Source organism: Nitrobacter sp. MLSD-S21 (assembly GCF_058809865.1).
The window spans coordinates 68,856-88,284 of record NZ_JBXASZ010000008.1; the positions used below are offsets into that span (position 1 = coordinate 68,856).

The 19,429-nt window shown below is 59.6% G+C and carries 21 protein-coding genes and 2 pseudogenes; 19 read left to right on the top strand and 4 right to left on the bottom strand.

Annotated features, from left to right (window positions below; translation table 11 throughout):
- Positions 1 to 290: 290 nt before the first annotated feature.
- Positions 291 to 833, bottom strand: a complete 543-nt coding sequence (locus AC1RT6_RS17985) for a chlorite dismutase family protein (RefSeq protein WP_472791962.1) — start codon at positions 831 to 833, stop codon at positions 291 to 293.
- A 141-nt stretch (positions 834 to 974) separates the two neighbouring features.
- Here AC1RT6_RS17985 and AC1RT6_RS17990 point away from each other — a divergent pair, with 141 nt between their 5' ends.
- From AC1RT6_RS17990 to dmeF, 5 genes are all read left to right on the top strand, one after another.
- A complete protein-coding gene (locus tag AC1RT6_RS17990) occupies positions 975 to 1,433 on the top strand; it encodes a recombinase family protein (protein ID WP_493029567.1) in 459 nt (152 codons plus the stop codon).
- A 33-nt stretch (positions 1,434 to 1,466) separates the two neighbouring features.
- Positions 1,467 to 1,613 (top strand): hypothetical protein, encoded by a 147-nt coding sequence (locus AC1RT6_RS17995; RefSeq protein WP_472791877.1) that lies wholly within the window; start codon positions 1,467 to 1,469, stop codon positions 1,611 to 1,613.
- 735 nt (positions 1,614 to 2,348) lie between these two features.
- On the top strand, positions 2,349 to 2,549 hold the full coding sequence (locus AC1RT6_RS18000) for a hypothetical protein (protein ID WP_472791876.1): 201 nt from the start codon (positions 2,349 to 2,351) through the stop codon (positions 2,547 to 2,549).
- A gap of 559 nt (positions 2,550 to 3,108) precedes the next feature.
- On the top strand, positions 3,109 to 3,387 hold the full coding sequence (locus AC1RT6_RS18005; RefSeq protein WP_472791875.1) for a metal/formaldehyde-sensitive transcriptional repressor: 279 nt from the start codon (positions 3,109 to 3,111) through the stop codon (positions 3,385 to 3,387).
- A gap of 9 nt (positions 3,388 to 3,396) precedes the next feature.
- A complete protein-coding gene (gene dmeF, locus AC1RT6_RS18010) occupies positions 3,397 to 4,674 on the top strand; it encodes a CDF family Co(II)/Ni(II) efflux transporter DmeF (RefSeq protein ID WP_472791874.1) in 1,278 nt (425 codons plus the stop codon).
- A gap of 510 nt (positions 4,675 to 5,184) precedes the next feature.
- Here the strand turns inward: dmeF and AC1RT6_RS18015 are convergent.
- Complete coding sequence (locus tag AC1RT6_RS18015) at positions 5,185 to 5,394, bottom strand: hypothetical protein (protein WP_472791873.1); 210 nt, start codon at positions 5,392 to 5,394, stop codon at positions 5,185 to 5,187.
- On the bottom strand, positions 5,384 to 5,656 hold the full coding sequence (locus AC1RT6_RS18020; protein WP_472791872.1) for a nucleoside phosphorylase-I family protein: 273 nt from the start codon (positions 5,654 to 5,656) through the stop codon (positions 5,384 to 5,386). Before AC1RT6_RS18020 ends, AC1RT6_RS18015 begins: the two co-directional genes overlap by 11 nt.
- Positions 5,657 to 5,935: 279 nt before the next feature.
- Here AC1RT6_RS18020 and AC1RT6_RS18025 point away from each other — a divergent pair.
- A pseudogene (locus tag AC1RT6_RS18025) lies at positions 5,936 to 6,555 on the top strand (class I SAM-dependent methyltransferase).
- Between the two features lie 64 nt (positions 6,556 to 6,619).
- On the opposite strand, the gene AC1RT6_RS18030 reads toward AC1RT6_RS18025, so the two are convergent.
- Positions 6,620 to 9,031 (bottom strand): heavy metal translocating P-type ATPase, encoded by a 2,412-nt coding sequence (locus AC1RT6_RS18030; RefSeq protein ID WP_472791871.1) that lies wholly within the window; start codon positions 9,029 to 9,031, stop codon positions 6,620 to 6,622.
- 52 nt (positions 9,032 to 9,083) lie between these two features.
- Between AC1RT6_RS18030 and AC1RT6_RS18035 the strand changes: the two genes are divergently transcribed.
- The 13 genes and pseudogenes from AC1RT6_RS18035 to AC1RT6_RS18095 form a co-directional block, all read left to right on the top strand.
- On the top strand, positions 9,084 to 9,359 hold the full coding sequence (locus AC1RT6_RS18035) for a metal-sensitive transcriptional regulator (protein ID WP_472791870.1): 276 nt from the start codon (positions 9,084 to 9,086) through the stop codon (positions 9,357 to 9,359).
- Positions 9,360 to 9,445: 86 nt separating this feature from the next.
- Positions 9,446 to 9,922 (top strand): hypothetical protein, encoded by a 477-nt coding sequence (locus AC1RT6_RS18040; protein WP_472791869.1) that lies wholly within the window; start codon positions 9,446 to 9,448, stop codon positions 9,920 to 9,922.
- Positions 9,923 to 9,999: 77 nt separating this feature from the next.
- Positions 10,000 to 10,299 (top strand): hypothetical protein, encoded by a 300-nt coding sequence (locus tag AC1RT6_RS18045; RefSeq protein ID WP_472791868.1) that lies wholly within the window; start codon positions 10,000 to 10,002, stop codon positions 10,297 to 10,299.
- Between the two features lie 9 nt (positions 10,300 to 10,308).
- On the top strand, positions 10,309 to 11,769 hold the full coding sequence (locus AC1RT6_RS18050) for a TolC family protein (protein WP_472791867.1): 1,461 nt from the start codon (positions 10,309 to 10,311) through the stop codon (positions 11,767 to 11,769).
- 11 nt (positions 11,770 to 11,780) lie between these two features.
- Entirely contained in the window at positions 11,781 to 13,142 is a 1,362-nt protein-coding gene (locus tag AC1RT6_RS18055) for a multicopper oxidase family protein (protein ID WP_472791866.1), read from the top strand.
- A 436-nt stretch (positions 13,143 to 13,578) separates the two neighbouring features.
- Positions 13,579 to 14,208, top strand: coding sequence for a c-type cytochrome (locus AC1RT6_RS18060; protein WP_472791865.1), 630 nt, complete (start codon positions 13,579 to 13,581; stop codon positions 14,206 to 14,208).
- A gap of 388 nt (positions 14,209 to 14,596) precedes the next feature.
- Positions 14,597 to 15,262 carry a GNAT family N-acetyltransferase gene (locus AC1RT6_RS18065; protein ID WP_472791864.1) on the top strand — a complete coding sequence of 222 codons (666 nt, stop codon included), beginning with the start codon at positions 14,597 to 14,599 and terminating at the stop codon, positions 15,260 to 15,262.
- Positions 15,263 to 15,523: 261 nt separating this feature from the next.
- A complete protein-coding gene (opgC, locus tag AC1RT6_RS18070; protein ID WP_472791863.1) occupies positions 15,524 to 15,736 on the top strand; it encodes an OpgC domain-containing protein in 213 nt (70 codons plus the stop codon).
- Between the two features lie 236 nt (positions 15,737 to 15,972).
- A complete protein-coding gene (locus AC1RT6_RS18075) occupies positions 15,973 to 16,047 on the top strand; it encodes a hypothetical protein (RefSeq protein WP_472791961.1) in 75 nt (24 codons plus the stop codon).
- Positions 16,048 to 16,221: 174 nt separating this feature from the next.
- Entirely contained in the window at positions 16,222 to 16,662 is a 441-nt protein-coding gene (gene tnpA, locus AC1RT6_RS18080) for an IS66-like element accessory protein TnpA (RefSeq protein ID WP_472791862.1), read from the top strand.
- Positions 16,659 to 17,015, top strand: coding sequence for an IS66 family insertion sequence element accessory protein TnpB (gene tnpB, locus AC1RT6_RS18085; RefSeq protein WP_040674336.1), 357 nt, complete (start codon positions 16,659 to 16,661; stop codon positions 17,013 to 17,015). Before tnpA ends, tnpB begins: the two co-directional genes overlap by 4 nt.
- A gap of 70 nt (positions 17,016 to 17,085) precedes the next feature.
- Positions 17,086 to 18,618, top strand: a complete 1,533-nt coding sequence (tnpC, locus tag AC1RT6_RS18090) for an IS66 family transposase (RefSeq protein ID WP_493029569.1) — start codon at positions 17,086 to 17,088, stop codon at positions 18,616 to 18,618.
- An 88-nt stretch (positions 18,619 to 18,706) separates the two neighbouring features.
- Positions 18,707 to 19,160, top strand: a pseudogene (locus AC1RT6_RS18095) (multicopper oxidase domain-containing protein); the annotation flags it as partial.
- Positions 19,161 to 19,429 lie beyond the last annotated feature (269 nt).

Here is a 19,429-nt window from a genome sequence, read left to right on the forward strand (position 1 = left end):
GGCAGCGATGGCTCGGTCAACCGTTGGCCAGCTTTCGCGTCGCTTGCCGCTTTCGTCTGAAACCCGCCAGAAACTAGCGGGTTTGTCCCGCCACTGCCGGGCAGAATCAAAGAGAACAACAAATAAAGTATCCCTTATCCCACGCGGCCAAGATAGAAATTGTGGATACCCAAACCGCCTAAAAGGATGACAAAAACTTCCTTCCGTGAATGCGCCGGGCTTCCCGACAGGGCGATTGCCGGAGGGCTTAAAAAGGCCCTACTGGCCTCCAGAGCCTTCTTCGAGACGCTTTATCGGCTCAGGCGGATGTCGACCTCTCGCTCGACGAAGCGCCATTCTGGGATAGAGCGTAGCTGAGCTACGAGGACCTCGAACGCGGCTGCGTCTTCGGGGGTGTATTCGAACCATGTGAGAAAATCGAACGGCTCGCCGAGATCGCGGCAATGATAAAGACGCCGCGCGATCGCCGGCAAGTACTTAAGTCCAATGTCTATGTGGTGGGATTGCTCTTCGAAGATAGCGCGACGCTCGTCCTGAGCTAGCGCCCACCAGGCTTCGTTCTTTCGAATCGGGATAAGCGCCGCGCGCGTCGCATTTGGACGGCCGAGGCCCTCCTGCAGGGCGGCCATGGAGTCTGCTTCCCGGCGGCTGGTGTAGCGGGTGTTGCTGGTGAAACCCTTCAACCTCCAACCTTTTTGAAACGTATTTGAGAAGCCCTCGCCTTCCAAAACCTCCAGTCGCTCCGCGTTCGGAAGTGTTTCCCCTATCACCCCTTTTATCTGCTCGATACGCCACGCCCCGGTGTCGCCTGCACGAAATTCTGTAAATTGCATCATTGCCCTTGCTTCGGTTCTAGTTGCAGTCATCATTCCCAGCGCGGCTCCGCCAGTTTAAAAATCGCGACGCTTCACTCGTTACTCTCTTTCCTCACCGATATCCCGAAATAGGCGGCGTGGCCATAAACGGAAAAAATGTTGAAGCAGTCGCTTATATCCGCAAATGTCGACGCCGACAAGGGCAGCGACAAGCGACAGCGGGCCGCCATTGAGGGTTACGCCAAGCGGGCAGGGTTCGTCCTAATCGATGAGTTCAACGATGCCGCAGTTAGCGGCGCGGACCCTATTGAAATCCGCCCCGGTTTCGCAGCCTTGCTGGACCGGATTGAGGGCAACGGCGTCAGGACGGTAATTGTCGAGGGCGCATCGCGGTTCGTTCGCGAGCTGGTGACGCAGGAGCTGGGCATCCTGGCGCTAATCAAGCGCGGTCCGCGTGTGCTCACTGCCAACGGCGATGACCTTACCGACAGTAGCGACCCCTCGCGCAAGAGGATGCGGCAGATCGCCGGTTCGTTCGCCGAGTATGAAAAGGCCAGGCTCATTGCAAAGCTCAAGGCCGCGCGCGAACGCAAGCGGCTCACCACGGGCAAGTGCTAAGGCCGTAAGAGCCATGCCGAGATTAACCCGGAAATGGTGCAGATCGCTAAGGGACTGCGCCGGCGCAAGCGCGGCAATTCCCTGCGGGCCATCGCTGCCGACTTGGCGGCCCGCGGCTACGTCAACGTCAACGGCAAAGAGTTTTCAGCGGCGTCAGTGGCTTCAATGCTAGGCGCTTAATGCTTCAACGTGGTCGCGCCGCCGCCCGGTCGCCCTGGGCTTGTAGCATCAAAGTGGAGAAGCTTCTCTGACGGTGCCGCGTTAACCCCCTGGCCGCGCCCTGCACGATCGAATGCGGGCAGGGAGGTGATCAGCACCGCTTATCAATAATCCGAATTACAATGTCACCTCCCACCCTCACCGCGTGGCTCCTATCGGTGATGGGATGATCACCGGCCAAAGTCCAAGGACCGCTGGATTCCTCCTAACCGGCCTTATCCGGAACCGGGCGCCGCGCCTTGCGTTTGAACCCATCACCGCGCAGCCCTTGGCAACCATCGGTGATGAGAACGCTTGATTGCGCTCCCGCTTTCTTTTCACAGAAAGAAGCGCGCCATGCAGAAGCGGCGCCGTTTCAAGCAGACCGAATCATTGGAAAACCGTCTCAGGGTATTCGCCCGGCTCATGCGGAAGCGGGCTGAATTGATGCCTCCTGGCCCCGAAAGAGCAGACAAGTTTGCGAAAGCCGACCAAGCCGATGCTACGGCGAAACTGGACCGCTGGCTCAGCTCGCCCGAATTGAAGCGGCGGAAGTGATGGGAACGAACTGGCCCGGTCAGGGCGTTCCAGCCTAAAAATGATCACCCGTGCCTAGAAAATTGACTCGCGCATTGTCAGATTACAACCAACAATATTTTAAAAGGGCGAAAACGCCTGCATCAGGCTCCGCTTCCTCTAACGGAAAGAAACAGCGTTATGAAGCCGCGTATCCGCGTCAAGCGCGGTAAGACGCTTCCAGAGCACCTCGACGAGCAGGCGCAGCGCCTCCTACGGGAGGCCGCGGAAACCCCTTCCGAAGCCTACCGGGACCTCCTCATGCGCCGCGTCAGCAAGCTCGAAGAGGCTTCGCGCGTGGAGAAATGGCTCGCGTCACCCGAACTGCGGCGGCCGACATGACCGACCAACCCCAGTCTCCGATCATATTGCACGCGGCCGACGCCCTTCGGCGCGCCCGCAAGCTCCCCGCCGGCGCGGCAAGGAACGACCGTCGGAAGTTGGCGAGAGGATTGCGAGAGCTTCACCTAACAGGCGACGACCATCTCCAAAGTATCGAGAGCCCCGCAATCGACTCCGAAAACATGGGTTGAGGCAATGGAGGGCGTAGACAGTCTCAAATGGATGTCCGACCAGAACATCGGACGATACCGCGCGATGGCGGACGAGTGCCGCGCCTGCGCCGAGTAGGCCAAATATGAGCTCGACAAGCAGACATGGCTGAGGCTCGCCCCGACTGGAACGCGCTTGTCGAAGGCGCGCTGCGAAGGCGTCCTGATGGGTAAGCCTCACCGAGCATGACGCGACGAAGATGGCCCTCGGCTCGCTTCAACCGTTTGACGATTTTGGGATGGGATTCGTGAATGTGAACTTTTGCCATCCTTTGAACTTATCCTCCCTGGGGGGATAAACCAACCTAAACCGAGGTTGATAAGGCTAGGGGGGTAGGCTATATTGTCGCATGAGCCATACCCTCCGAGAGAAAAAGAAGCTGCTCGCGCGCGTCCGTCGTATCCGAGGCCAGGTCGAGGCCATCGAGCGCGCTTTGAGCGAGGAGGCCGAGTGCGAGCGCATCATGCACATGATCGCCGGCATCCGGGGTAGCGTCGCGGGTCTGATGGCCGAGGTGGTCGAGGATCACATCCGCACCCATTTGGTCGATCCTCAGAAGAACCCCGGTGCACTCAACGCCGATGCGGCGGATCAACTAATCGAGGTCGTTCACACCTACCTCAAGTAAGGACATGCCATGACCGTCGACCGAACGATCGATCGTTTTGCCGCACATGATCACGTTTTCCTGGGCGAAGATCATGACAAGGCCGCGCGCCGGACCTGGGCGGTCATCGTGCTGTGTGTCGCCATGATGATCGCAGAGATCGTCGGCGGGGCACTGTTCGGATCGTTGGCCCTGATCGCAGATGGTCTGCACATGTCGACCCATGCCGGAGCGCTTCTGTTGGCGGCATTGGCTTATGCATACGCGCGCAAGCATGCCAACGACCGGAATTTCACCTTCGGCACCGGAAAGTTCGGGGATCTCGCCGGATATAGCAGCGCCATCATATTGGCGATGATCGCGTTGCTGATCGGTTATGAGGCGGTATCGCGTTTTCTGTCCCCGGTCGCCATCAGTTTCAACGAGGCGATTCCGATTGCCGTGCTCGGTCTCGCGGTCAATCTGGTAAGCGCGTGGCTGCTGTCCGGCGGTCATCATGGCCATGGCCATGGCCATGGTCATTCACTCGGTCACGAACATCCTCACTATCACGGCGAGGATGTTCGGCGGATCGACGTGGGAGCTGGCGTGATCGAACTTGAGGTTTTTGAAAACGGTGTGCCGCCTCGTTTCCGATTGCGGCCTTTGGATAGCTTAGGGTTGCATGCTTCGCACGCCGCCATTGAAATCATAAGACCTGCTGGCGGCAGACAGATGTTCACGTTCGCAGATCGCGAAGGATATCTGGAATCGCTCGACGAGATTCCGGAACCTCATGAGTTCGTAGTCAAACTCCGTCTGAAACAGGACGAACAGTTCAAGGAATTCGAAGAAAGTTTCGAAGAGCACGGTCACGAAGCGTCCGGGAGCGCCCACCATCGCGACAACAACATGCGGGCCGCAATTGTCCACGTCGCGGCCGATGCGGCAGTTTCAGTGCTTGTGATTGTCGGACTTCTCCTCGCGCGGACATTCGGATGGCTGTGGATGGATCCGCTTGCCGGTCTGATCGGCGCCGTCGTTATCGCCAACTGGTCGTTCGGTCTGTTGCGCGACACTGGTGGCATCCTGCTCGACCGCAATCCGGACCCGCGGATGGCGGAAAAGATCAGGCAGACGATCGAGAGCGAGGGAGATCGGGTGACCGACCTTCATCTCTGGCGGCTGGGGCCCGGACATCTCGGAGCAATCGTCGCCATCACGACCGAGAAACACCGCGGGGCCGAATATTATCGCCGCAATCTTGGCAAGTTCGGCGACCTATCCCACCTCACGATCGAGGTGAGCAACCATGCATCCGCTGGTTAGCGTAACGGATCAATGCGAAATTTGCACCTCCTGTGCCTACAAGAGCGGACAAAATGGACGCTCGTTGTAACATACCGCTCATGCATTCAACGAGGCGCTCCTGGAAGTCTTCAAAATGGAGCAGCCGGTGACTTCAGATAAGGCCGATCTCGTTCGCCTGCACATTCCCAAATACCAGGGGCACGAGTACGGCGGCGATTTTAAGGTCGAAGCAATTTCAACAAACAGGCACGCGGCTCCAGCTTAATTTACGCTATATCGGTAAAGCTCAGGTCAAGCGGCTGGATTTTGCGATCATTTCGTTGGTGCCGGAAATTCTCTTGCCGCTTTGTGAATACTAAAGAACACGATGATCCGTTAGATCGCGGTTTGCCGCAGGGGACCCTCGAGGTCCAACTGCGTGAATCATCGCTCCCCTCTCGAAGGGACAGCAAACGGAAACGGTCATCCAGTTGAGAGCTTCAGGACCGGCGTTGCGATACGGAATGTACAGCAACGGTCACGCGCAAGTTACGCCGCAGGTGTATGGATTGTATGCGAAACAGCCTCGACCACGCGTTCAAGCATTTTGATGGCGTCCGTCGTGCCATCGGCCTCGCCCTTTTCGAAATCGGATCCGCCTTGTCCCATCGTATTTGTGACATGGGCGAGACAGAGAAGCTTTGCGCCTGCCGCCTGGGCGAAAGCGTAGAGCGCGGCCGCCTTCATCTCAACGGCCAATATTCCTTTCAGCTTTGCCGCTCTGATCGCTTCGGCGGTCTCGCGAAAACGGTGCATCGGTTGTCCAGCTCGTCCCTTCATCACGCAGCGCGCGATCGATGATGATGAAATAGGGCATCGGCCCGCAGGGGACGATCTGTCCGGCCGAAGTCAGACTGATCAGCACGCGGCAACCACTTGCGAACAGCTCTTCCGCTACCAGAACGGCAAAGGATGCGCCGACCACGCGTCCAATGATCCCGATTTCACGGCCGGCGAGCATGAACGTATCCAGCTCGGTGTGATAACATGGCCAAGAAGCGAAGCGCTTGGCCTGACCCGTAGGCCGAAGTTTGCCAACGAGGTCTCCGTCGGGATCAGCAGGCAGACGGGCGGGACCTGGGAACAGGAAGAGTCTGAACAGGAAGAGTCTTTTGTCGCCTCGATTCACGCAGCAGAGCCAACGGCAGGAAAACGGAAGGCGCGGAGGTGTTCTTATTGTCAAGGATCGGGGACGTCGCCATTGGTCGCACCTTAGTCGACTTTAGAAGGAAGGCAATTCATGGACGAGATCGATCGGCAGGCCCACTGGGAAAACCTGTACCGCACCAAGCGTGACCACGAAGTCAGCTGGTTTCAGGAGGACCCGGCGCCGTAACCTTGAGCTTATCGCACGTGCCGGCTTGTCCACCGAAGCGGAGATCATCGACATCGGTGGCGGCGCCTCACGCCTGGTTGATGGTCTCACGACCGACGGTTTCGTCGCATCACTGTGCTCGATCTCTCGGCCGCCGCTCTTGCCGGCGCGAAAAACACGTCTTGGCCTCGCCGGCGCCGGGGTAGAGTGGGTTGTCGCGGATGTTACGCGATGGCACCTAACGCGTACCTACGCTCTGGCACGACCGGGCTGCGTTCCATTTCCTGACAGACCCGACTGATTGTGAGGCTTACGTTGCGTGCCTCAAAAAGGCCGTCGGCCCAGGCGGGCATGTCGTCATCGGCACGTTTGCGCCGGACGGTCCGGAGCGGTGCAGCGGACTGCCGATCATGCGCTACGACGCCAATGCTCCTGCCGCCGTGGTGGGGACGGAATTCACATTGGTCGATTGTCCGCGGCACGATCATCTGACGCCGGGCGGCAATACGCAGCATTTTCAATTCAGCATTTTACAAAGAAATTGAGTCCGTGTCGTATGCTTGTCCGGCAATCGTCACGGTCGGCTCCGCCTTGCGGTCGACCGACGAATCAAAGCTTGGCCATCCGCAAGCGCAGCGCGTTTCCGACCACGCTTACCGACGAGAGCGCCATGGCCGCGGCGGCAATGATCGGCGACAGCAACAGGCCGAACACCGGATACAGCACGCCCGCCGCGATCGGTATTCCGGCGGCGTTATAGATGAAGGCGAAGAACAGGTTCTGACGGATGTTGGCCATCGTCGCTTCCGAGAGGAGGCGCGCGCGGACGATGCCGCCGAGATCGCCCTTCAACAGGGTTACGCCCGCACTTTCCATGGCGACGTCGGTGCCAGTGCCCATCGCGATCCCGACTTCGGCCGCGGCAAGGGCAGGGGCATCGTTGACGCCGTCACCCGCCATGGCAACGATACGGCCAGCCTTTTGCAGCTTGCTCACGACGGCACTCTTCTGGTCGGGAAGAACTTCCGCCTCAACCTCCGAGATGCCGAGCCGCTTTGCGACCGCATTGGCCGTCGTCCTGTTGTCTCCGGTCAGCATGATGACCTTGATGCCGTCCGCGGCTAGCGCCTTCAAGGCGTCGGGCGTCGATGGTTTGATGGGATCGGCGATGGCGAAGAGTCCGGCGAGCTTTCCGTCGACCGCGACGTTGATGACGGTGGCGCCGTCGCCGCGGAGCGCTTCAGCCTGCGCTTCCATCGATCCGGTTTCGACGCCCAGCGACTGCAGGTAGCCGACGTTGCCGAGCAATACATTCCTGCCGTCGATCTTGCCGGTCACGCCCTTGCCTGTGGGGGAATCGAATTCCTCCACGTTTGCCAACGCCAGATCGCGCTCCTTGGCCGCGCGAATGATGGCGTCGGCCAGCGGGTGCTCGCTGGCGCGCTCGACGCTGGCTGCGAGACGCAGCAGGTCGTCCTCCTCGAATCCGGGAGAAGTCACGATGGAGATGACCTTGGGTTTGCCTTCGGTCAGGGTGCCCGTCTTGTCGACGACGAGCGTGTCGACCTTTTCCATCCGCTCGAGCGCTTCGGCGTTCTTGATGAGAACGCCGACCTGCGCGCCGCGTCCGACGCCGACCATGATCGACATCGGGGTTGCCAGGCCGAGGGCGCACGGACAGGCGATGATCAGCACGCTGACGGCGGCTACCAGACCAAACGCCAGGCGAGGCTCGGGACCAACCATGGCCCAGACCACGAAGGCGACGAGCGCGGCCACGATCACCGCAGGCACGAACCAGCCCGCGACCTGATCGGCGAGGCGCTGGATCGGCGCCCGCGACCGCTGCGCCTGCGCGACCATCTGCACGATCTGCGACAACACCGTATCGCGGCCGACCTTCTCGGCTTGCATCACGAAACTTCCGGATTGATTGAGCGTACCGGCGATCACCTTGGCGTTGGTTTCCTTGGTGACGGGCATGGATTCTCCCGTCACCAGGGATTCATCGACTGATGAACGCCCCTCCAGAATGACACCGTCGACCGGGACCTTTTCGCCGGGACGCACGCGCAATCTGTCGCCGACGTTCAGGCCATCGAACGGGACTTCGTGATCGGTGCCGTCCTCCGCAACGAGACGCGCCGTCTTCGGCGCGAGATCGAGCAGGGCCTTGATCGCGCCCGACGTTGCCTCGCGGGCACGCAATTCGAGCACCTGGCCTAGCAGCACCAGGACGGTGATCACGGCCGCCGCTTCGAAATAGACAGCGACCGCGCCGTCATGGCCGCGGAACGCGGGCGGAAAGCCCTGCGGGGCGACCGTGGCGACCAGGCTATATATGTAAGCCACACCGGTCCCCATCGCGATCAGGGTGAACATGTTGAGATTGCGGGTCACCAGCGATTGCCAGCCGCGCACGAAGAACGGCCAACCCGCCCAGATCACGACCGGTGTCGCCGAGACGAGCTGAATCCAGTTCGACAACGTTTGGTCGACCCAGCTGTGGCCGCCGACCAAATGCCCGCCCATCTCGAGGACGACGGCGGGCAGCGCCAGCACGAGACCGATCCAGAACCGCCAGGTCATGTCCGCCAGTTCGGGGTTCGGCGCGGCGTCCAGGGTTGCCACTTCGGGCTCCAGCGCCATTCCGCAGATAGGGCAACTGCCGGGTCCGATCTGCCGGATCTCTGGATGCATCGGGCATGTGTAAACGGTGCCTTCCGGAACAGGCTCTTTCGGCGCGGCCTTGGACTTGTCGAGGTAGGTTTCCGGGGCGGTCGTGAACTTGGTGCGACAGCCTACCGAACAGAAATGATAGGTGCGACCGTGGTAATCGAACCGGTGCTTGCTGGTCGCCGGGTCGACGGTCATCCCGCAAACCGGGTCGAGGATTTTCCCCTTTTCCGCGGGAGGTTGATGATGCCCGTGATTGCCGTGGGCGTCGCCGCCATGCTGGTGTGTTGCCATCGAGGAGGGAGCCGGCTGGCCCGTGGGACTTGCGTTTTGCGACCCGGTCATTTAGGCCTCCTCTCGACTTGTAACAGGTACCCGGTATGGGTATATAAAACGAATGCGAAAAGACATCAAGACGTCATGCCAGAAACGCCTCAGCCGAATCGAGGGGCAGGTGCGCGGCCTCGCCAAGATGGTGGAGGAGGATCGCTATTGCATCGATATCGTAACGCAGATCTCCGCCGTTCGTGCCGCCCTGCGCCGCGTCGAGGAAGAGGTGTTGAAGGACCATGTCGCCCATTGCGTCGAGCATGCGATCGCGAGCGGCGACAAGGCGGATCAGCGCCGCAAGATCGCGGAATTGATGGCGGCGGTCGGACGGGCGGAACGATGAACCTCTCGGTTCCGTCTTGGCGGCACGAGATTTCGCGTTTATGATTCCGAATTCGGGTACGGCAAATCGAAAGCATTGACGCGTTTATGTTGGTCGGACTTGCCAGGATGCAACGGCGGAGAGCAGGGTGGTTCGTCGCCTTGGCTTATCTGTTCTGCGTGCTGGCGCCGACGCTGTCCTTCGCCTTGCCCGGCAGTCAGGCCGCTCCTTATTGCCTGACCGACGAGGATCATGTGCCGGGCATGGTCCATATGCATCATGAAGGCGTGATGCATATCCACAAGGGCGGACATGACCATCATCATTCCGGCGTTCAGACCCACGCGGATTCATCCGCGGATCATGATGCAAAGTCTGTCGCGCTGAAGAGTGACGCCGATCCGGCAAAAGCGCCGCATTCGGCGGACGGCAAGTGCTGCGGACTGAAGAGCGTCACCGCTCTTCCCGCAATCCTCGTCACGGTGGCAAAGCCATCGGTGCTGCACGCCGTTCGCGTATCTGACATCCATCGGAAACTGGCAGATAACCCGCCTCCGCGGCTTTATCGCCCCCCAAATTCCTGACCTGACAACAGCATGACGCGGTGCGTGCCGTGCGGGGCACGTGAGCCTGTGGTCCATCGTCAGTTTAGGGAATTTTTATGTCGGCGCAAATTGGGGCGAGTGTCGTCACCGTCGGTTCGGTGGTGCGCGGGATATTCGGAAGAAGGTTTAGGACATTCGCAGGTATGGCTTTGACGGCCATGATCCTGGGTGGCTGCTCGGTACCGCTGGCGCCGCTCGGCAGCGCGGACCCCGCTGATCCCGGGGCAAAGGTCGCGGGTGTCAGCTACCGGTCGACCATCGCCCCTTACGACAGCCTTCGTCCGACGACACCCTCCGGCTGGAAGGAGCAGAACCAGAGCGTCGCGCGGCCACCCAAATCGGGGCATGAGCATTAGGAGCACGTCATGAAAATCATCAGTGGCGTGTGGTCGCGTCGGAGCCGCTTCCGACACCATCGGTCGGCTTTGGCGCTCACCGTTTCCATTCTTCTTTCCGGTTGTGCGACGTTTTCGCCGGATCGAGGAATGGGCGTCGTGTCCGATATCGCCGGCCATACGATTAAGAAAGACGTGGTCGCGATCCGCTTTGTGGATGAAGCCCAGCATGCGGACGATGCCGTCAAGCGACTACTGCGCCGCGCTCTCAACGTTGATACCGCCGTCCAGGTCGCGCTGCTCAACAATCGTGGCTTGCAAGCCGCTTACAACGAATTGGCGTTGGCGGAAACAGACCTCGTCCAGGAAAGCCTTCCGCCCAATCCGATTTTTTCTATTTCCAGAATCGCGGGTGGCGGCGCGGTCGAAATCGAGCGTCAGGTCGTCGGGGACATTCTGGCGCTGGCGACGTTGCCCTTCCGCTCCGAGATCGCGCGGAGGCGATTCCGTCAGGCGCAATTGCGGGCGGCATTGGAGACCTTGAGACTCGCGTCCGATGTGCGGCGATCCTACTACCGCGCTGTCGGCGCCAACGAAATGGTCGGGCTTCTGACAGACACCAAGTCCATGGCGCAAGCGACCGCGAAATTGGCTGCGAAGCTGGGTGAAACCGGTTCGCTCAACAAGCTCGATCAGGCTCGTGAGCAAGTCTTCTACGCGGAGACGACAGCCGATCTGGCCTCTGCGCGGCAGGAGGCGATGAGCTCGCGTGAACGCCTCGCACGGTTGATGGGTCTTTGGGATGGCGACCTCACGTTCCGCCTTCCGAAAACGCTCCCTGCGCTGCCTCGGCGTCCCTCTGCGTTGCCGTCGATCGAAGTGGATGCGGTAACGCACCGGATCGATCTTCAGATCGCTCGCATCGAACTGGATGCGTTGGCGAAAGCGCTCGACCTCACGAAAGCAAGCCGTTTCGTCACGCTGCTCGACGTGGCCGGTATTGACCGCAAAACGCGCGATCCGCAAGGCGCGCCATTTCGGGAACGCGGTTTCGACATCCAATTTCAAATTCCGATCTTCGGCGGCGGCGAGGTCCGGGTGCGGCAAGCGACCGAAATCTACCATCAAGCGTTCAATCGCCTGACCGAAAAGGCAGTTAACGTCCGTTCGGAGGCAAGAAACGCCTACCGCGTCTATCGCTCCACTTATGACATCGCCACCCAATACCAACGTGAAGTCCTGCCGCTGCGCAAGATCATCATCGAGGAAATGCAGCTGCGGTTCTCCAGCATGCAAGCGAGCGTCTTCGCTCTGTTGATCGAGACACGGCAGCGAATCGCCGCTCTGCGCGCATCAATCGCGGCCAAGCGCGCCTTTTGGCTGGCGCAATCGGACCTGCAATCGGCCGTCAACGGTGGCGGCACCGCAGACGCCCAAAATGAAACCGGTCTGACCGCGACCGCCCAGGTGGGCGGTGGCGGTGGCCAGTGAAGGAGAGAGGCATGCTATCGCGAAGAGGATTCCTCGGAACGGCGGCGCTGGTCAGCGCGAGTGCCGTCAGCGGCCGCGTGCAGGCGGCCAGCATTCCGGAAGCACCGCTCATGGACAAGGTGACGATGCAGCCGCCGCTGCACCCGACCAGCGGACCGGACTATCGGCCTGTCGTGACGCTCAACGGCTGGACCTTGCCATGGCGGACGAACGGCGACTGGAAGGAGTTTCACCTTGTCGCCGAACCGGTGGTTCGCGAATTCGCCGAAGGCATGAGGGCAAATTTATGGGGTTACAACGGCCAGGCCCCGGGTCCGACGATTGAGGCTGTGGAAGGCGACAAGGTTCGCATCTTCGTCACCAACAAGCTTCCCGAACACACCACGGTTCATTGGCATGGCATGTTGGTACCTAATGGTATGGACGGAGTGGGGGGAGTGACTCAGCCTCATATTCCTCCCGGGAAAACCTTCGTATACGAGTTTGAATTGAAGACGAGCGGAACGTTTATGTACCATCCGCACTCAGATGAGATGGTGCAGATGGCGATGGGCATGATGGGGATGTTCGTGGTGCACCCGCGCGACCCGTCCTTCCGCCCGGTCGATCGCGATTTCGTCTTCGTCATGAGTTCGTACCTGATCGATCCCGGCACTTACCTTCCTCAGGTCAGCGAGATGACCGACTTCAATATGTGGACTTGGAATAGTCGCGTGTTTCCGGGTATAGATCCAATGCCGGTGCGGCTTGGCGACAAGGTGCGCGTTCGCATGGGCAATCTCACCATGACCAATCATCCGATTCATCTGCACGGCCACCACTTCGCGGTGAGTTGCACTGATGGCGGCTGGGTGCCGGAGAGCGCGCAGTGGCCCGAAACCACGATTGATGTCCCGGTCGGGGCCATCCGCGCCTTCGACCTCATCGCCGACAATCCGGGTGACTGGGCATTCCATTGTCACAAGACGCATCATGCTATGAACTCGATGGGTCACGAGGTCCAAAATTTGATCGGAGTATCCAAGAAGGATTTGGCGAAGGCGGTCGGCAAACTCGCCCCGGACGCAATGGTGATGGGTTCGACCGGAATGGCGATGGGTGCAATGGAAATGCCGATGCCTGACAACACACTGATGATGATGACGGGATCCGGCCAATTCGGCCCCATCGAGATGGGTGGTATGTTCACAGTGATGAAAATCCGCAAAGGGATGGCGCGCGATGACTATCGTGATCCAGGGCCATACAACAACCCCGAAGGCACGGTTGCTTACGAGGTCGATGCGACGGGCGATCCCATTCCTCCGTCGTCAAAGCCCAAGGCAATGCCCCACGATATGGAAGGCATGAAAGGAATGAAAATGAAAGAATGAAAAGATACGAGGAATGTAGCAGATTCGACATTCTTCCTGCCATCCTTACGAGGAGCCTCGTGAGAGCGGATCAGCGTTGGCAAAGGTCGTGAAGTTTTAAGCCAGAATGTTGGCTGCCGCCTTTCGCTTGAGGTGTTCAGTATGATTGTTTCCCTTCGTTTATCGCTCACTTTGTTGGTTGAGTTGATCGAGGATGCAGATCGGGGCCAGCGTCGGCGGAATAGTGCTGATGACAATCGTGACCCGGATTAGTCGTGGTCAGTTGACCCGGAAAATCTGCCTACGCGAGAATTTTCATGGTCCAATTCTGACAATCGACTTGGCACAGCCGTGTGAAGCAAACATTGAAAAGCTCCTCCGACTGACAAGCCCCGACAAGCTGTTCTTGAGCTCAATCATAACTGATGTGCAAAGCAGGGCGTATGGAGATCCATAAATGAACCGAATGATACTCGGGGCTGTCTTTCTCGGCATGATACTGCTTCTCGGAGGCGGTGCATTCATCTTCTCCGGAGCTTACGACATTGGCGCCGATGTTCCGCATTGGAATCTGACCAGCAAAATCCTGGAAGTTGCCCGCGACAGGGCCATCATGGTTCGTGCACGGGAAATCAAGGTGCCCGATCTGACCGGCGATCGGCTAATTCTGAAGGGAGCGGGACAGTATGCCGCGATGTGTGTGGGTTGCCATCTTGCACCTGGCAGAAAGGATTCAGAGATCCGATCCGGTCTTTATCCGCAGCCGCCAAATCTATCGCGGGTTAAGATTGATCCGCAGAGGACCTTTTGGGTGACGAAGCACGGCTTGAAGATGAGCGGAATGCCGGCATGGGGGTTGGGGCATGATGATGAAACGATCTGGAGCATTGTTGCCTTCGTTCAGAAATTGCCGGATATGTCGCCGCAGAAGTACAAGGAAATTGTGGCCAAGGCACCACCGGACGAACAGATGGAATCTATGGATCAAGACGGCGCAGGCCACAAACATCAGCACGTTAACGAGCCACATCAGCACGGCGCCGAGTCTTCAGAGGATGCGCAACGGCCGCCTGATCATTCTCGCTAGTGCTCGTCGACCAGAGATGAGCAACCGAGCGTTGTCACGCAGGTCGGTTTGGGGCTGATGTGACGGCTAGGCCTTAAACTGTCCGCCGCTGAACTTTGAATAGGCGTCGGAGCCGACGCCAGACGTTGTTGACGGACCATCGGAGGTCAGTCATTTATGACGCTGCGCTCGCATTTGCGTCCGAGCATCCGAGGATCGACTGCAATCGATCTGCCAGGGCGTTGCCGCAAAGCTATGAAGATTAGACTGGCTTTGACGACTTGCCCCGTCTTGATTTGGATCTTAAAGCATTGGATCAACTGAAGTATCGTTCGATTGGTCAGAATGTTTTCGTCACGAAAGGCCCGCTTTGGAGGCGCGCCTCTTATTCGACGAGGTGGACCTACCGATGATGGATAGAAACTCATCGCATGAACTGGACGATCCGCTAGCCAGTGGAGATCAATCTGAAGGTAGCGCGCAGCGCAACGTACGGGGTTTTGTTGTCCGAAAGGCCACTGCGGCGGATTACAATGAGCTTGCCGATTTGGCGAATCTCGCGGGCGGAGACACGCTTTCGTTCATTGCGAAGGGAATCGATCCGACCGCGGACGCTCGCTTAATTTATCGCGACATGATCGCAAGCTCCGCAGGACTCTTTTCGTACCAGAACTGCTTTGTCGCTGAGTTGGATGGCAGCATCGTCGGCCTTGCAAACGGGTTTCCGGCGAAAGCCATTGAGAATGAAAGGATCGGAATAAAATTGACGGCGCGCGAGGAATACCTTGAGGCACGAACCCGTTTGAACGACCCTCACAGCTATTTGCTTAACAACATCGCCGTGGATCCTGCATATCATAGGAGAGGCGTCGGCACTCGACTTCTCGAAGCCGTTGTTGAGGAGGCACGGCAGCAGTACTTTTCTTCGATAACACTTCATGTCTGGGCGGACAATGCCGATGCGATCCCGTTCTATCAGGAGCGTGGCTTCCGGATCGATGGTAGCGCAATGATACAGTGGCATCCCGAACTTCCTCACGTCGGTGGAAGCCTCCTCTTCAGATTGAACCTGTGATGATTACTGAGACAGCATTGTTCTGTGCGTTCTCTGCGGCGAGGGCGGCTGAAACAGAATGCAGTCGCGACAGGCCGGAGGACGCGATGAGCCCTGCCATTGGCCCGTCCACCCGTATCGATGTCAACGGAGAGACCGATCGCAAAGAAAGGTCGCGCCAGCCGCGACCTCCGGTTGGCTTGGCGAACTCGGCGATCTTCCTGAATACGTGGGTGCCTGGATAACCACGAAACCGGCTTCAGCGATGCCGCGGACGTTTCGTTGTTCATTTCCGGTTATACCGCAGCGTTCATCTACCCACGCTGGATGGTCGCGCAGAGATACCTCGCGGGAACGGCTCCTGCTGATCCGCCGGTTTGGCAGCTCGATGCGGCGCATGTTTTGTTGTTCGTGTTCTACGTCGCGGCCATGGTTACGTGGCGCAAGACTACGGTCATTCCCATTTGCTGGACGAGTTCAACGTGGACGCACTGACCGAGCAACCGGTGGCAACGCTTACGCAGGAACTCCTCCTCTAGCCGCTTCAACCTGGACGTTCTGCCATTACACATAGTGCTGATGGCGGGCTTTGCCCCGTTACCGATGATGAGGATTCCGGACCCGGCGCTCGCCGCGGCGATCATGGTTTATGTGCTGGCGTTAATAATGCCTGGAATTTCCCTGCGTATTCCTTCGGCAGGTAGTACTTCAATCCGTTCGCATGGCAGCTTCTGTTCACGATGAGCGCTTGGGCGGCGTTGGGCGGCGCCTCATGCGCGCAAGCACTCGGTCCCGAACGCTCCTGATTCCGAGCGTTGCTTTCGTGGTTGTCGCATTCGTCGTGACCGTCGACGCTCGCCTTGGCCTGTCGACGTTGTAACCGGTGTCCAGTGAGAAAACCGTAAGCGCTGTGGTGGTCCCACCTTTTTCTGACGCCGCTGATCAGCGAGGGTGATGATCTCTGAAGGGGAGATCGTCTTGTGTCTAAGCACCATACGCTTAAGCCGCAGGCTTTGCACCGGCTTGAGGTGATCGCGGGCACTGGGCGTCGGCGTCGGTTCTCGGATGATGACAAGGCCCGCATTATAGAAGAGACACTTGTTCCGGGCGCTGTAGTTTCGGAGATTGCGCGCCGTCATGGGTTATCGCCGCAACAGTTGTTCGGCTGGCGCCGTCAAGCACGGCAGCCTGCATCGACGAGCACCGAGATGGCAGCGCCGCTTTTTGTTCCGGCGCTCGTGGAAGCTACATTGCCGGAGCGCGCGGTTCGCCGCCGCGGTCGCAACCGTCCGCTCGATGCGGATCGTGTTGCCGGAATGATCGAGGTTGAGATTGGCAGCAGCGTGACGGTGCGCGTCGGCCGCGGGGCCGACGCCAGGACGGTCGCGGCGGTGATCCGCGCACTAAAGGCCAGCGCGTGATCGGTCCGACCGGCGCAGTTCGGGTTATGATGGCGACCAAGCCGGTCGACTTCCGGAAGGGCGCCGAGGGTCTCGCGGCTCTGGTGCGAGACGGGATGAAGACCGATCCGTTCTCCGGTGCTGTCTACGTGTTCCGCGCCAAGCGGGCGGACCGTGTGAAGCTGATCTTCTGGGATGGCACTGGTGTCTGCCTGTTTGCCAAGCGGCTCGAAGATGGCGCATTCCGCTGGCCCAATGTACAGGACGGCGTCATGCATCTGACTGCGGCGCAGCTCTCGGCGTTATTGGAAGGTCTCGACTGGCGCCGTGTCCACGTCGCGCGCGAGACGACGGTGCCGACGCAGGCCAGTTGATCTGCGACACAGTGAATCGTCTTCATCGGATCGCTCGCGACGCATTGAGGTTCGTGATTTAATTGCTTCCATGACGGCTCTGGCAGACGCGCTTCCCGATGATTCCGGCACGCTGAAGGCGATGCTGCTGGCGGAACGGGCACGCGCCGAACGGTTGGAACAAATCATCAGAGAGTTGCGCCGCCATTGCTTTGGCCGGCGCGCCGAGACGCTGCCGGAAGATCAACTTCTGCTCGGGCTTGAAGAGGTCGAGCAGGCTGCTGCGAGCAGCGAGGCGGCAGGTGAAGCCGTCGCTCCGGCCGAGCGAGCACGTTATGCCGTCAGGCGCCGCATGAACCGCGGATCGCTTCCGGCACATCTGCCGCGCATCGAGATGGTGGCCGATATCGAGGACCACAGCTGTCCATGCTGTCGTAACGCGCTGCATCGGATTGACGAAGACCGGAGCGAGAGACTCGACATGATCCCCGCGCAGCTGCGCGTGCTCGTCGTGCGCCGGCCGAAGTATGCCTGTCGGGCCTGCGAAGAGGTGGTGGTGCAGGCTCCGGCTCCGGCACGGCTGATCGAGGGCGGATTGCCGACCGAAGCGACAGTGGCGCAGGTCCTCGTCTCCAAATACGCCGATCACTTGCCGCTCTACCGCCAATCCCAGATCTACGCCCGGCAGGGCATCATACTCGACCGCTCGACATTGGCCGACTGGGTCGGCCGCGCCGCCTGGTTGCTGCGGCCGGTGCATGAGCGCCTGCTCGCTACTTTGAAGACCTCGACCAAGCTGTTCGCCGACGAGACCACGGCGCCGGTGCTCGATCCCGGCCGCGGGCGTACCAAGATCGGCCAGCTCTGGGCCTACGCACGCGATGATCGCCCTTGGGGCGGGGCCGATCCGCCGGGCGTAGCTTACCTCTATGCGCCCGACCGCAAGGCGGAGCGGCCGATCGCTCATCTCGCCGGCTTCACCGACATCCTGCAGGTAGACGGCTATGTCGGCTATCGCGCCCTCGCTGAACGCGGCGACGTGCGGCTCGCGTTCTGCTCGGCCCACGTGCGCGGGCGCTTCTACGAGCTTGCCGTCGCCGGTCCGGCGCCGATCGCCTGCGAGGCGCTCAAACGCATCGTCGATCTCTATGCCGTCGAGACCGAATGCCGGGGCCGCTGTGCCGATGAGCGGCGCGCGCTTCGGCAGGAGAAGAGCCGCCCCGTTCTGGAAGCCCTCGAACCCTGGCTGCGTGCCAAGCTCGACCTGATCAGCCAGAAGACCAAACTCGCCGAGGCGATCCACTACGCGCTGTCGCGCTGGAAGGGGCTCACGCGATACCTCGATGACGGCCGCATCGAGATCGACAGCAACATCGTCGAACGCTCAATCCGGCCGATTGCGCTCAACCGCAAAAACGCGTTGTTCGCCGGCTCCGACGGCGGCGGCGAGCACTGGGCCATCATCGCCTCGCTGATCGAGACCTGCAAGCTCTGTAGCATCGAACCGCATAACTATCTGGCCGACGTCATCACCAGGATCGTCAACGGCCATCCCAACAGCCAGATCGACGACCTGCTGCCTTGGGCCTATACCGCTGCGCTGGATACCAGGAAAGTGGCCTGAAAACACCGCTTACAGAAAACCAACCTTGCATCCTACAGGATTGTTCATTTCTGGCGCTTGCGGTGATTGTGGTTACTCGTTCTACCGGAAGGACTCCGGCGCGGAGGTCACGGCTGACCTCGACTATACGATTCAGCTGCAGGAATGGCTGAAACGCGAATGGCTGACCTATCCGGCCATGCTGATGGAGGGGTTTCACCATCAACGGCAAGGCCTATCCCTCGACCGATTCCGTCGCCATGAAAGCCGGCCAGACGATCAAATTGCGATTCATCGGCACCAACAACAATTTCGTGCACCCGATGCATGTCCACGGCGGGCCGTTCGAAGTCGTTGCCGTCGATGGCGTAACCCTGAACGAAGGCGCCCGATATCAGGCGGACACTGTCAACGTCGGACCTGGCCAGCGTTATGACGTCATCTGGACGGCCCGCAAGCCCGGCAAATGGTTGGTGCGTTGCCACATCCCGCATCACACGGCGAACAACAATGTCGAGCAGAAGGGCGGCGGAGGTCTGATGCTCGTTCTCGACGTGAAATAAGCTTCCGCTTCACCGCAAACAGGAAAACAAATGTTATACGAAGAAGGGGAATTCCCGGCGTTCTTCTCGGGCTGATAGCGCCCATTGCCTATTTGCGGGTGCAGCTTTTGTCGCGCTCGGTGCGAGGAAGCAAGACTGACACACTACCGCTCGGCAAAATGGCTTGAGTGGCCGCGGTGAATAATTTGCGTTGGGCGGGCGGGCGATACTGACCCGTTGGTTCGGAGCGTTGGCGCGCTCCGGTTCTAGCCACCTCGCAAGTGGTTCGT